Origin of the sequence: Bradyrhizobium sp. SZCCHNR1098 (genome assembly GCF_032489375.1) — a bacterium.
GTDB lineage: Bacteria > Pseudomonadota > Alphaproteobacteria > Rhizobiales > Xanthobacteraceae > Bradyrhizobium.
In genome coordinates, this window is sequence record NZ_JAUEXY010000014.1 from 109,605 (window position 1) to 123,087 (window position 13,483).

Here is a 13,483-nt window from a genome sequence, read left to right on the forward strand (position 1 = left end):
AGATATTGCATGACACGTGGCAAGACCGAACATTCATCCAGTGGCATGAGAGGCGAGCCGCTTCGTCGGCACGTCCTCGATGCCGCAGAGCGGCTTCTCCGTCAGGGCAAGGCCGATTTCTCGATGCGGGACCTTGCCGCTGAGGCGGGGGTCAGCTTCGCGACGCCGTTCAATCAGTTCGGCAACAAGGCCGCGATCATGCAGGCTCTCTCCATACGTCGGATCGACACCATGGAGGTGCGGTACGCCGCCGCGCCACCATCGAGAGATGCGAATACCCGCGTGCTATTGGCTATTGATACGGCGGTGGCAGTGATGTTGGAGAATCCAGACGTGAACCGGACCGTGATGGGATGGCTGGGTGCCGCCCAGGCTTCGCCCGGTCAGACGCTGTCCCGATCCACTGCCTTCTGGGCACTGGCCTTGGGGAAGGGAGAGGGACTGAGGGCCGGCCGGCGAGAACAAGCCCTGCGCTGCCTTCCAGAGCAACTCGCCTTCAGTTTCCGCGGCGTGTTGTCCTTCTGGACTGCGGGCGAATTGTCGGATGCGGCGCTCGCCCCGCGTGCGCGAGACATGGCGAGCGCCTTGTTGCTCGGCTACCTCCATTAACGTCCGATAGGGGCGGCTTGATCGACTGACCCGCCGATCCCAGGTCTCTGTCGGCCAGCTTCAGGCGCGCCTGCGGCGGGCTCCTTGTCCAAGGCTTGCTTTCGCAGGACGATTCCCGACTCCTCGTGAGGACGCGGCGCTCCCGGGATGCCCTCACGAGGAGATCGGCGGAGCTTAACGGATCGCGATCGGGTTGATCATGCCCTGGACGCCGCCGCGCCAGCGTGGCTGGCCGAGCACGAACAGGAACTCGTAGCCCTTGTCCTTGGCCAGTTCCGCCGTGTCCATGTTCTCCAGGATGTAGGTCCCGTTCATGGCGAGCAGGATCTGGTGCACCTCGAACAGGTTCGACGACTCGAACGGGATCGCCTCCACCGCCCAGTTGTCGGCGCCGACTGCGACCACACCCTTCGAGGTCAGGTATTTGGCGCCTTCGACGCCGAGACCGGGTTCGCCGGCGCCGTAACGCTTATCGTCCTTGCCGATCAAACCAAGCCAGCCGGTGTGGAAGATCACGATGTCGCCCTGGCGGATCTCGACGCCCTGCTTCTTGGCAGCTTCCTCGATCTCCTTGACGTTGAACGCCGTGCCTTCCTTGACCACGTCGGTGTTGTAATAGGCGGCCATGTCGAGCAGCACGCCGCGCGCCACCAATGGCGGCACCTTCTCGATGCCGAGCTTCTTCAGGCCGGTCGGATCGGCGAAGTCGAGCAGCTTGTTGCCGTTGTAATAGACGTGCTCGATGCCGAGATGGCCGAGCCCGTCGATCTGGCTGCCGACGCCAACCCAGCCTTCGACGATGTCGTCATTGTAGGTCGCCTTGTTCGGGCCGAGGCCGGGAATTCCGGCCTGGCCCGGCTGCACCACGGTGATCTTGAACGAACGCGGCGGATAGGCCGGCGTCTTGGAATCGACGATCATGCCGAGCGGGTAGGTCTTGCCGGTCTTCACCAGCGAGGCGGCTTTGACAACGAGCTCCGGCGTGATGTAGTTGGCCGCGCCGATCTCGTCCTGTGGGCCCCATTTCGATTTCGTCCAATCCGGGGTCTTGTCCTGGGCATTGGCCGTCCCGATCGCACCCATGATGGCAATCGAACAGCACAACACGAACGCGTTGCGCATCGCATTTCCTCCGACATGTTGACGTTTGTTGTGTTTCGCGCTGGCCAGCGCCCGCATCCTAACTGAGGGCGCCGCGGAACCAAATTGTTTTTCGATCTTGCGTTGCATTTTGTCTGAGTGTCGCACCGGAAGATGTTGCCGGGCAGTGCGCCGGCAGTCGTGATCTCATGTGGCGGAATACGTGGCCTGCGTTCCGCATTGCCGGCACTCTCGACTGTCACGCGCGTTCCTCCCGCGGTATTGTCGGGCCCGCATGCGTGACGCGCATCCGAAGGCACGTCCTCGCCAAGAACAAGCAAGCACAAGGAGCAGACCATGTGGCCCGATCGCCGGTTTCTCGATCTCGTCAAGACCGAACATCCGATCGTCCTTGCGCCGATGGCCGGGGTGATGGACGCCGATCTCGTGATCGCGGTGGCGCAAGGCGGCGGGCTCGGCTCCTTGCCCTGCGCCATGCTGAGCGCGGACAAGGCGCGCGAGCAGGTCAACATCATCCGCCAGCGCGTGTCGGCGCCGGTCAATGTGAACTTCTTCTGCCACACGCCGGTCGAGGCCGATGCGATCAGCGAGGCCGCGTGGAAGCGGAGGCTCGGCGCGTATTACCAGGAGTATGGCGTGGATCCGGCGGCTCCGGTGACGGCCGCGAACCGTGCTCCCTTCGATGCCGCGATGTGCGCCGTCGTCGAGGAGCTGAGGCCGGAGATCATCAGCTTCCATTTCGGCCTACCTGAGCCGTCACTGCTTGCGCGCGTGAAGGCGACCGGCGCGGTCGTGATGGCGTCCGCGACCGTGGTGCGCGAGGCGGTATGGCTGGAGCGGAACGGCGCCGACGTCATCATTGCGCAAGGTGCGGAGGCCGGCGGCCATCGCGGCATGTTCCTGACCGACAAGCTCGCCGAGCAGGTCGGCACGTTTGCGCTGGTGCCGCAGATCGTGGATGCGGTGAAGCTGCCGGTGATTGCAGCCGGCGGCATCGCCGATGCGCGCGGCATCGCCGCGGCGTTTGCGCTCGGTGCATCCGGCGTGCAGATCGGCAGCGCTTTCCTGCGCTGCCCCGAGTCCAAGGTCAGCGTCATGGCCCGCGCCGCGCTTGCCGCCGCCGATGACGAATCCACCGTCATCACCAACGTGATGACCGGCCGGCTCGCCCGCGGCGTCGCCAACCGGGTGATGCGCGAGGTCGGGCCGATCTCGCCGGATGCGCCGGCGTTTCCGCATGCCGCGACCGCGCTCGGTCCGCTCAAGGCCGCGGCAGAGAAGCAGGGCAGGGTGGATTTCACCAATCTCTGGGCCGGCCAGGCGCTGCCGCTGGGGCGCGAGGTGCCGGCAGCCGAGCTGACGCGGAGCCTGGCCGAACAGGCTCTGGCGCGGCTGCGGAGCATGGCGGGCTGACACCTCGGGCGGGATGTTGCCCCAGGAAAGTCCAACGGCTGCCGGTTGCGGCGCGAAAGCGGGCTCTGCTATAGGGCGGGTTCACCTTGTCCCGTGAGGCCCTATATAATGTCGGTCGATGCCGCCACCGTCCGCCGGATCGCGCAATTGGCGCGGATCGCTGTCACTGACGCCGAGGTCCCGCATCTGCAGGGCGAGCTCAATGCGATGCTGGATTTCGTCGAGCAGCTGTCTGAGGTCAATGTCGAGGGCGTCGAGCCGATGACCTCGGTGACGCCGATGGCGATGAAGAAGCGTCAGGACGTGGTCAATGACGGCGAGATCGCCGACGACATCGTCAAGAACGCGCCGGCGACCGAGAACCACTTCTTCCTCGTGCCGAAGGTCGTGGAATAGCCAAGGGGTTGGATCGGTCGCTGCTCCGGCGCGATCGACCCGAGCCGTAACCGACAAGCGAGCCAACGCCATGTGCCTGCTCTGCGACGATGAAGCGGCCTACAAGGCCTATATGGACTATCTCGACGCGATGGAGCGGCAGGGCAAGGCCGCCGATCCGGACAAGGCCGTGAACGAGATCCTCGACCAGCTCGAAGCGGCCGCCAATATCAAGAAAGCCGAGCCCAAGAAGAACAAGTTCTTCGCGGACGACCCGGCCGACGACAAGACGCTTTCTCCGTTCTTCTGCAGCCCGATCAACAAATGACCGATTTGACTTCGCTGACGCTCGCCGAGGCCCGCAAGGGTCTCGCGAGCAAGACCTTCACGTCGCTCGAGCTGACCGACGCCCATCTCAAGGCGATCGAGGAGGCGCGGGCGCTCAATGCCTTCGTGATGGAGACCCCGGACCAGGCGCGCGCGATGGCGCGCGACGCCGACGCCAGGATCAATAAGGGCGAAGGCGGGCCGCTGGCCGGCATTCCGCTGGGGATCAAGGATCTGTTCGCCACCAAGGACGTCCGCACCACGGCGTGCTCGAAGATCCTCGGCAATTTCGTGCCGCCTTACGAGTCAACCGTGACCTCGCAGCTCTGGCGCGACGGCGCGGTCATGCTCGGCAAGCTCAACAATGACGAGTTCGCCATGGGCTCGTCGAACGAGACCTCGTGCTTCGGCCCGGTCGGCAACCCGTGGCGCCGCGAGGGCTCCAACACCACCTTGGTGCCGGGCGGCTCGTCCGGCGGCTCGGCTTCGGCGGTGGCCGCGCTGCTCTGCATGGGCGCGACCGCAACCGACACCGGCGGCTCGATCCGCCAGCCGGCGGCGTTCACCGCCACCGTCGGCATCAAGCCGACCTATGGCCGCTGCTCGCGCTGGGGCATCGTCGCCTTTGCCTCGTCGCTCGACCAGGCCGGGCCGATCGCGCGCACGACCCGGGATGCGGCGATCCTGCTGAGCTCGATGGCCGGCCACGATCCGAAGGATACGACCTCGGTCGACATCCCCGTGCCGGACTACGAAGCGGCGATCGGCAGGTCGGTGAAGGGCATGAAGATCGGCATTCCCAAGGAGTACCGGCTGGACGGCATGCCGGCCGAGATCGAGAAGCTCTGGAGCGAGGGCGCGGCGTGGCTGAAGGCGGCCGGCGCCGAGCTGGTCGAGGTGTCGCTGCCGCACACCAAATACGCGCTGCCGGCCTATTACATCGTGGCGCCGGCCGAGGCGTCCTCGAACCTCGCCCGCTACGACGGCGTCCGCTATGGCCTGCGCGTGCCGGGGAAGTCCATCGGCGAGATGTACGAGAACACCAGGGCCGAGGGGTTTGGCGCCGAGGTCCGCCGCCGCGTCATGATCGGAACCTATGTGCTGTCGGCCGGCTATTACGACGCTTATTATCTGCGCGCGCAGAAGGTCCGCACCCTCATCAAGAAGGATTTCGAGGACTGCTTCGCCAAGGGCGTCAACGCCATCCTGACCCCGGCGACACCGTCGGCCGCCTTCGGCATCGGCGAGAAGGGCGGCGCCGACCCGATCGAGATGTATCTCAACGACATCTTCACGGTGACCGTGAACATGGCGGGACTGCCAGGCATCGCCGTGCCCGCCGGCAAGGACAGTCAGGGGCTGCCGCTCGGGCTGCAACTGATCGGCCGTCCGTTCGACGAGGAGACGCTGTTCTCGCTCGGCGAGGTCATCGAGCAGGCGGCGGGACGCTTCACGCCGGTCCGGTGGTGGTAAGCGTCGCCGATTTCAAGACGAGCCTCGCGGGCGACGCGCCCGCGGCCGGACTGTCGCCCGTGCTGACCGGCCTGTGGTGGCTGGCGAAGGGCGACTGGGACCGCTCGCACAAGATTATTCAGGACGAGACCGGCCGCGACGCGGCCTGGGTGCACGCGCATCTGCATCGCGTCGAAGGCGATCTCGGCAATGCCGCCTACTGGTATCGGCAGGCCGGGCAGCCCGTCGCCAAGGATGCATTGGATATCGAATTTGAGCGGATCGTCTCCGCGCTGATGGGGAGTTGAGGGCCATGACGGCAACCAGCGGCAAGCTGATGAAGGGCGCCACCGGCGACTGGGAGGTCGTGATCGGCATGGAGATCCATGCCCAGGTCACCTCGAAGTCGAAGCTGTTCTCGGGCGCCTCGACCGCGTTCGGCGGCGTTCCCAACAGCCACGTCTCGCTGGTCGACGTGGCGATGCCGGGCATGCTGCCGGTCATCAACGAGGAGTGCGTGCGGCAGGCCGTGCGCACCGGGCTCGGGCTCAATGCCAAGATCAACCTGCGCTCGGTGTTCGACCGCAAGAACTATTTCTACCCCGACCTGCCGCAGGGCTATCAGATCAGCCAGTACAAGGATCCGATCGTGGGCGAGGGCGAGGTCGCGGTCGAGCTCGACGGCGGCAAGACCGCCACGATCGGCATCGAGCGCCTGCATCTCGAGCAGGATCCCGGGAAGATGCTGCACGACCAGTCGCCGTCGCTGTCCTATATCGACTTCAACCGCTGTGGCGTGGCGCTGATGGAGATCGTCTCCAAGCCGGACATCCGCGATGCCGAGCAGGCCAAGGCCTATGTGACCAAGCTGCGCTCGATCCTGCGCTATCTCGGCACCTGCGACGGCGACATGGAGAAGGGAAGCCTGCGCGCCGACGTCAACGTCTCCGTGCGCAAGCCGGGCGGCCCGCTCGGCACCCGCTGCGAGATCAAGAACATCAACTCGATCAATTTCATCGGCCAGGCGGTCGAGGCCGAGGCGCGGCGCCAGATCGAGATCATCGAGGACGGCGGCGCGATCGAGCAGGAAACCCGGAGGTTCGATCCCGACAAGGGCGAGACGCGCTCGATGCGGTCCAAGGAGGAGGCGCACGACTACCGTTACTTCCCGGATCCGGACCTGTTGCCGCTCGAGTTCAGCCAGGCCTTCGTCGACGAGCTGAAGGCGGCGCTGCCGGAGCTGCCGGATCAGAAGAAGGCGCGCTTCATCGCCGATGTCGGCCTGTCGCCCTATGACGCCTCGGTGCTGGTGGCCGAGCGCGAGAGCGCGGCGTTCTATGAGAGCGTGCTGGAGGCGCTGTCCGACCGGGCGCGCGACGGCAAGCTCGCCGCCAACTGGGTGATCAACGAGCTGTTCGGCCGGCTCAATAAGGAGGGCCGCGACATCGCGTCCTCGCCCGTCTCGGCTTCTCAGCTCGCCGCGATCGTCGCGCTGATCGGCGAAGGCACCATCTCCGGCAAGATCGCCAAGGACCTGTTCGAGATCGTCTGGAGCGAGGGCGGCGATCCGCGCGAGCTGGTCGAGAGCCGCGGCATGAAGCAGGTGACCGACCTCGGCGCGATCGAGAAGGTGGTCGACGAGATCATCGCCGCCAATCCGGACAAGGTGGCGCAGGCGAGAGCGAAGCCGCAGCTGGCCGGCTGGTTCGTCGGTCAGGTGATGAAGTCGTCGGGCGGCAAGGCCAATCCGCAGGCGGTCAACGACATCCTGAAGAGCAAGCTCGGCATCTGAAACGGCGATCGTTCGTCTTCGTTCCAGCGGCGCGCACACGGTGCGCGCCGTTTTGTTTGACCCGACGACTTCGCGAATCGCTGCGCGCGATTCGCAAAAAAGCCACCATTGCCGAGCGTTCGAACGCACACGAGGGCGTGTGCAATGAAAATTTTTTCGTTGCCAAAATTTACGACTCAGAGTCCGCGCGCCGCCTTCATCGTGCGAGTCCGCGCCTTGCGATGTGCACGCCGCCGCTTTCGCGCTGTCATGTAGCAGTTCAGAAAATGCTTGCAGCGTAGGCTTTTCCTGCAATGTCTATCAGTAGCGCGCTTGGCGTCGCGCGCAGCCGCGTGCGCGTTTGCGATGTCGAACCTCGCACTGCTTCGCGCGTTGCGTCAGCCGCGTGCGCGCGCCCCTGTCAACACTTCCTTAAGCCGGAAGCTGTTTTTTTTCACTCGTTGGTGTATCGATGAGGAGTGCAGCTCGATTCCCGAGTGCACGCATCGACTAAGCCATCTCACATCGGAGGGCAACATGGCCAAGAAAGCGAAGAAGGCGAAGAAGGCAGTGAAGAAGGTCGCGAAGACCGCGGCGAAGAAGACTGCCAAGAAGACCAAGAAGGTCGCCAAGAAGAAGTAACTCTCGCAGTCCTTGCGAGATGAGTCCGGCAGCTGATGCCGGCACGTCGTTGGAACGCAGGTCGGCATAGCTCCTCGCGAGCCGGGCAGATCTCCTGAAGCTCCAACAGACGATAGAGGGTGTCGGCGAGACATCAGGTCAACGGTCGGATCGAACTCGAGAGCGGCTTCGCTCGCGGTGCGGTCCGGCAGAAGAAACAGGATTTCTTCGTTCGGTGCAGATCGCGTTTCCGGTCTGCAATCTCACGAGCGGCTATCAGCCAGAGTGGGATCTGATCCTGACGTGTTCGCCGACGCCCTCGATCCCTGAGCACCGCGCCTCCGGCGACTGCGTGCCTCCCAGTCTCCCATAGACGAACGACCTTATTAGCAGCTCGGTGCACGCGTACTCGTGCTGCAGTGCGCTACGCAATCTCCCGCACCCTGTGTCAAGACGTGTCCGGTCCCAGTGCGGCTGTTGACCGCCTGCGTGGTGCGCTCCGCCCCGGCGCGGTGAAGCGCTTTCGCGGATGGTTAGGGGTTTGCCAAACAGAACGGTAAACCGCTCTTTGCCGAGTTGAAGAATCCATTTCGAATCAATGCATTGAAGCCGTCCCGGGAAAATGCGGGGGTCCGCGTTCAGGGCTCGTTCAGCACGATGTTTAAACTGCCTTTCAAACTTGATCGGTCATCCTTCGCGCATAAGCCGCGAGACGGCATGGGGATAACCAGGCGTTGAAAAGTTGGACGGGGGCGCGCTCGGGTGACCGGCCGCCTCCTCGGGCGAAGGAGAGCGACGATGTTTCAGGGACAACTCAATTTTGATGATGTGACCACCGCGGAGCAGGGCGCCAGCGGCGATGTCCTGTTCGAGCTCGGCATGCTCTATGCGAGCGGTCGCGACGGTGCGGTCGATCTGATCGCCGCGCACAAATGGTTCAATCTCGCCGCCCTCAGGGGGCGCGTCGACGCCGTGGCAATGCGCCGCGAGGTCGCCGAGCAGATGTCGGATGCCGAGATCGCGACCGCGCAGCGCGAGGCGCGCGCCTGGATGACTGCGCACTGAGCGAGCTAGGCCGCGACTTGGCGGATCTCGCTTTCGGTGCGAACCATGCCGCACGAGCCAGTTCGCCGGCCGCGAACCGGGACGCTGGGGTGACCCGCGCCCGATCGTTCATTCTCATCGGAAGCGGGCCTCGTCGCGCGCCTATGAATCTCCTATCTGTCGTCCGATGTGACGCAGGCAGGCGGGATTGACGGCATGGGCCAGGCACGGCGACAGGCGCGGCGGCAAGAGCTGATCGACTGCCATGACTGCGGCAGCGGCGTCTCCTTCAGCGCAGTGGCGTGCCCGCATTGCGGATCGACCGAGCCGGCCGGGCCTGCGGTGCAGAGCCGGCGTGAGTTGAAGCGTCTGCGGGTCGAGGCCCACAACGACCGCCGCCTCGTCGTGGTGACCGTGCTCTGTGCGGGCCTCGGCGGCATCTACGGTGCCGTGATGGGAGCAGGAGGCGCGGCGTCATGGTGGGCCGCGCTTGGCTATGGCTTCGTCGGCACCGTCATCGGCGTGCCCGCCGCCTTCGTGATCAATATCAGCCGTGGCCTGTTCGATTGAGCCCGCGCGTGATCGCGCGGCAACCGTGATCACGGCGGCCACGGTCCGTTGCGATCCGGCAGGTGCGTGGACGGCTCGGCTTTGATGCGGATGATCAGGGGTAGGGGGCTGCTGGCCGCGCCGACGGGCGGCTGGCGGAGACGGAGGGATTCGAACCCTCGATAGGGCTTTACAACCCTATAACGGTTTAGCAAACCGCCGCCTTCAGCCACTCGGCCACGTCTCCAGCGAGGGTCGGTATGCCCGACGCCGCGCTGAGCCGCAAGCGGCAGATTGCGTGCGGTTTCGAAATCCTCACTGGGCTGCGTCTTCGCCGGATCGGCCCCGGACGGTGATCTCCACCGTTGGCGATCGATCCGAGCTGAGCCTGCCGTTTGATCGGACGCGGCACGGCATGGAAGTCGCCGGGCGGCGCAGGCCCTCTCGATCGTCCCTGATATAGAGCGTCACCAATATAGAGGGTCGCCTGGAACGACGGGCCGGTGGCAGGGGGCGCAGAGGGCATTGTCCTCCGGTCCGATTCTCGTTCAGCGCCTTGGCTGGATTCGTGGCCCCGTGCCTGACTTGGGGCGGGTTCCTGGCGGGCGAGTGCTCGCGGCCCTGAACACCCAAAATTGCGTTGTGACAAAACGATAACATAAACAGCAAGTTAGGTGTTCCCGCAGAACCACGGTCGCGTGCCTTTTGTGCAACACCAGTCCGAAAAGGCGCCGCCTGGGCGCCGCAATGATGGTTCCTTTGTTGCGTGTGCAAAGGCCTTCGGTAATTCTGCTCACACGACGAAGGGGGGCATCCCGACGTCGTCCCGTTTAGGTCGTTCGCTCAAGTCCCTCGCGTTCATGCGGGTGTGTCCCATAGCGCGAAGCGGCTGAGCGACGGGTCGAAGAGGGATAACGGTACCAACCCCAAGGGTGTCTCTCACCCAGCGGAGGCGGAACCTTCCCTGACTGAGCAACTTGGAGGTTTAACACTATGAACACGATCAAGAGCCTTGTCCTGGGCTCGGCGGCCGCTCTCGTCGCCATGTCCGGGGCTCAGGCAGCTGACCTTCCGATCAAGGCCAAGGCGGTCGAGTATGTGAAGGTCTGCTCGCTTTACGGCGCTGGCTTCTACTACATCCCCGGCACCGACACCTGCATCAAGCTCGGCGGCTACGTCCGCGCCGAGACCTCGTTCGCCAGCAACGGCCAGTACAACAACGCTGTGAACGGTTCGGCTGGCGCCAACAACCGCCTCAGCAACTACTACTACAGCCGCGCTCGTCAGGACCTCAACATCGACACGCGCACCGCGACCGAGTACGGCGTGGTTCGTACCTATGCCGATCTGACGTTCACCTGGACCACCGGCAACACGGCCAGCTCCGCTCCGTCGGCCTACACGGGTGACGGCGTCGCCGGCGGCTCGCTCGGCGTGTACTACGCCTTCATCCAGTTCGCTGGCTTCACCATGGGTAAGGCCGTGTCGCAGTTCGACACGCCCTGGACCAACTATCCGGGCAACAACTTCGACGGCCTGTGGGGCGGCGGCGGCACGGTCACTGGTGTCAACCAGTTCAGCTACACCGCTGACTTCGGCTCGGGCATCACGGCGTCGATCTCGGCTCAGGACCAGACCGCGTACTACCAGACCAACATCTGGAACACGGCGGGCATCACTGGTGCTGGCATCGTCGGCGGTTCGTACGGCACGGCGAGCTACGGCGGCAACGTCGCTCCGGACATCGTCGGTATGGTCCGCGTCGACCAGGCTTGGGGTCTGTTCCAGGCGTCGTTCGCGGCGCATGACAACCACACCGCCTACTACGGCGCCACTGAAGTTACCGGTCACCCGGCTGACAAGTGGGGCTGGGCGGCTCAGCTGGCCTTGTCGATCAAGAACATCCCGACTGGCCCCGGCGACACCATCAACATCCAGGGTGTCTACACCAACGGTGCGAGCCGCTACAATGCTCAGAGCCTGGTGCCGACCACCTACGCGATGTATGGCGGCAGCAGCACGGCTGGCGTCTACGGCACGCTCGGCTTCGCTGGTCTGGCCGACTCGGTGTACACCACCGGCGGCGAGCAGCAGCTGACCACGACCTACGGCTTCCGTGGTGCTTACACCCACAACTGGAGCCCGTCCTGGAACTCGGCGATCTACGGTTCGTGGGCTGCCGTGAGCTACAACAACACTGCCAAGGGTCTGATCTGCGGCAGCGCGGCGATGGCTGGTCTGGCGGGCGCGGGCTTCACCTGCAACCCCGACTTCAACATCTCGTCGCTGGGCTTGATCACCCGCTGGACCCCGGTCAAGAACCTGACCTTCTCGGCCGACGTGGCCTGGACCAACCTGGACCAGAAGTACTCGGGCAACATCGCGTACCCGGGTTCGGCCACCGTCGCGAAGCCGGCTGGCGTGACCTACCAGCTCAAGGACCAGAACTCGGTGTCCTTGCTGCTCCGCGCTCAGCGCAACTTCTGATCCTGATCGTCTGATCGGGTTCAAGAGCCCCCGGCAGGAAACTGCCGGGGGTTTTTGCTGTTTGTGGCAGCGCATTCCGGCCCGGCACCCGAGTCTGGCTCGTTCGAAGAGCGATGTAAGATCGGCAGCTGAGACAATGAGGAGAATTCCGAGTGCTCTGTTGATCGAAAATCACTTTCTTTTCAGCAGCTTGACAGTCTGTCGGTATTTTCTCAAAATTGGTGTTGAAAACAGATGAGTTGATAAGCTAATTTTGTCGTGCGCTGATAGCGATCCCTCCTCCAGAGGACGATGCTGCCGATCCGAGTTCGACGATCACATGATGTTAGACTCCTCGAAGCCTCTGGCGATGCCCCGCCGGAGGTTTCTTCATTTCAGGATCTCCTCGTCGCCCGGTTCCTAAGGTTGGCTTTCGGTTGCAACGTACCTGTGCGACTGCTGCGCGTCAGCGCAAAGCATCCATCGTAGACCAAAGGTCGGAGCAAAATTCCTTGCGCATCGGCTTGACCGGGAAATCCCGGGTGGTCACGATGACCGCCAGATGACGGGGCCACACCGTCACGCCAGCGAGGAATCAGTCCAAGATGAGTTCGGAAGGCTCTGTGGGAGTGCTGCGTCCGTGGTCCGAGCAAGACGATCTGGCGGGCGCCATCACGCGGTTGCTGGGGGCGCGGCCGGAGGGCCGGGCCGAGCTTGCGGAATGTCTGGCGGTTGCGCAGCGGATCGACGCCAGCGACGACGAGTCCTGGTATCGCGAGTGGATGCAATGCGCGGATGCGATGAAGGCTGCCGCCGCCGATGCTGTGAGCAGCGGCCGTCCCGAGCTGGCGTTGCGCAAATGGTCGCGCGCGGTCGATTGTTATGAGGCTGCGGCCTGTCCGTTCAGCAGCTCACGCTCCCGCCAGGCCGTCGTGCTGTCCCGCATGCGCGAATGTGCGCGCGAATTCCTGCGCTGCGCCGATCCGCAAGGAGAGGTCGTCACGATTCCCTGGCGAGCGGACTATTCGCTCGAAGCCTATTTCCTGCCGGCGCGCTGCGGGGCAGGCAGGGCGCCCACCGTCATCTGCATCGGTGAGCCCGGCCGTCGCAAGGAAACGTCCCTGTTCAAGCTTGCAGCCCATGCGGAGCAGCGCGGCTTGGCGTTGCTGGTGGTCGATCTGCTGGGCAGCGGACCGGACTGCCGCTTCGAGGAGATCGTCGGCCGTCGCGATCTCGAATCAGCCATCGCGAGCGTGACGGACTACGTGACGTCCCGTGATGACGTGGACGAAGGCCGGATCGCGATCCTGGCCGACGACTGGAGCTCGTCCTTCGTCGCGCGCGGCATCGCACTCGATCCGCGCTATGCTGCGGCGGTCTGCGACGCCGGCTTGTGGGACATTCACGAGCGCGTCTTCCTGTCGCGCCGACCCGGTGCGGGCGAGCGGGGCAGGCTGTCGATCGCGACCGATGGGCTGGCGGCGCGGCAGATCATGTGTCCGCTGCTGGTGACGGTGCCGGAGCGTGGCTGGCTTCGAGCTGACATCGCAACCCGGCTGATCGCGCAGATCAAGCGCGAGCACCCGGACATCACCCTGAAGATCGTCTCCAGCGCGGGCGCCGATTGGCTTGAAGCCGATGCCTTCGTCTTCGACTGGATCGCCAAGCGTCTGGCGGGGTCTCCGCGGCCTCCAGGCTGACGCGACCGTATGTCTGCGCTCGCTGCCTGTAAGAGGCGGTCGGGCCGTGACCGCC

12 protein-coding genes and 1 tRNA gene are annotated in these 13,483 nt (G+C 64.5%); 11 read left to right on the plus strand and 2 right to left on the minus strand.

Translation table 11 applies throughout. The annotated features are described in order from the left end of the window. Nucleotides 1-9: 9 nt before the first annotated feature. Nucleotides 10-609 (plus strand): TetR/AcrR family transcriptional regulator, encoded by a 600-nt coding sequence (locus QX135_RS26330; protein WP_316180896.1) that lies wholly within the window; start codon nt 10-12, stop codon nt 607-609. Nucleotides 610-783: 174 nt separating this feature from the next. Here QX135_RS26330 and QX135_RS26335 read toward each other — a convergent pair whose 3' ends face one another. Beyond that, nucleotides 784-1,731 carry a cyclase family protein gene (locus QX135_RS26335; RefSeq protein ID WP_316180893.1) on the minus strand — a complete coding sequence of 316 codons (948 nt, stop codon included), beginning with the start codon at nt 1,729-1,731 and terminating at the stop codon, nt 784-786. 315 nt (nt 1,732-2,046) lie between these two features. Here QX135_RS26335 and QX135_RS26340 point away from each other — a divergent pair, with 315 nt between their 5' ends. The 8 genes from QX135_RS26340 (at nt 2,047) to QX135_RS26375 (ending at nt 9,283) form a co-directional block, all read left to right on the plus strand. Beyond that, nucleotides 2,047-3,123 (plus strand): nitronate monooxygenase family protein, encoded by a 1,077-nt coding sequence (locus QX135_RS26340; RefSeq protein WP_315798008.1) that lies wholly within the window; start codon nt 2,047-2,049, stop codon nt 3,121-3,123. Between the two features lie 108 nt (nt 3,124-3,231). Continuing rightward, on the plus strand, nt 3,232-3,519 hold the full coding sequence (gatC, locus tag QX135_RS26345) for an Asp-tRNA(Asn)/Glu-tRNA(Gln) amidotransferase subunit GatC (RefSeq protein ID WP_315773127.1): 288 nt from the start codon (nt 3,232-3,234) through the stop codon (nt 3,517-3,519). A 70-nt stretch (nt 3,520-3,589) separates the two neighbouring features. Beyond that, nucleotides 3,590-3,826: a hypothetical protein gene (locus QX135_RS26350; protein ID WP_315773129.1), complete on the plus strand. Its 237-nt coding sequence runs from the start codon at nt 3,590-3,592 to the stop codon at nt 3,824-3,826. Beyond that, a complete protein-coding gene (gene gatA, locus QX135_RS26355; RefSeq protein WP_316180891.1) occupies nt 3,823-5,298 on the plus strand; it encodes an Asp-tRNA(Asn)/Glu-tRNA(Gln) amidotransferase subunit GatA in 1,476 nt (491 codons plus the stop codon). The genes QX135_RS26350 and gatA overlap by 4 nt, the downstream gene beginning before the upstream one ends. Then, a complete protein-coding gene (locus QX135_RS26360) occupies nt 5,289-5,585 on the plus strand; it encodes a hypothetical protein (protein ID WP_315740273.1) in 297 nt (98 codons plus the stop codon). The genes gatA and QX135_RS26360 overlap by 10 nt, the downstream gene beginning before the upstream one ends. A 5-nt stretch (nt 5,586-5,590) precedes the next feature. Further along, nucleotides 5,591-7,069, plus strand: coding sequence for an Asp-tRNA(Asn)/Glu-tRNA(Gln) amidotransferase subunit GatB (gene gatB / locus QX135_RS26365; protein ID WP_316180890.1), 1,479 nt, complete (start codon nt 5,591-5,593; stop codon nt 7,067-7,069). Between the two features lie 1,398 nt (nt 7,070-8,467). Further along, nucleotides 8,468-8,734, plus strand: coding sequence for a hypothetical protein (locus QX135_RS26370; protein ID WP_315740271.1), 267 nt, complete (start codon nt 8,468-8,470; stop codon nt 8,732-8,734). A gap of 195 nt (nt 8,735-8,929) precedes the next feature. Then, nucleotides 8,930-9,283, plus strand: a complete 354-nt coding sequence (locus tag QX135_RS26375) for a hypothetical protein (protein ID WP_316234373.1) — start codon at nt 8,930-8,932, stop codon at nt 9,281-9,283. Between the two features lie 132 nt (nt 9,284-9,415). Here the strand turns inward: QX135_RS26375 and QX135_RS26380 are convergent. After that, nucleotides 9,416-9,509 (minus strand) — tRNA-Ser (locus QX135_RS26380). Between the two features lie 746 nt (nt 9,510-10,255). Between QX135_RS26380 and QX135_RS26385 the strand changes: the two genes are divergently transcribed. Together QX135_RS26385 and QX135_RS26390 are read left to right on the plus strand one after the other, a co-directional pair. After that, nucleotides 10,256-11,749 (plus strand): porin, encoded by a 1,494-nt coding sequence (locus QX135_RS26385; protein WP_316180889.1) that lies wholly within the window; start codon nt 10,256-10,258, stop codon nt 11,747-11,749. Nucleotides 11,750-12,351: 602 nt separating this feature from the next. Beyond that, on the plus strand, nt 12,352-13,428 hold the full coding sequence (locus tag QX135_RS26390) for a hypothetical protein (RefSeq protein ID WP_316180887.1): 1,077 nt from the start codon (nt 12,352-12,354) through the stop codon (nt 13,426-13,428). Nucleotides 13,429-13,483 lie beyond the last annotated feature (55 nt).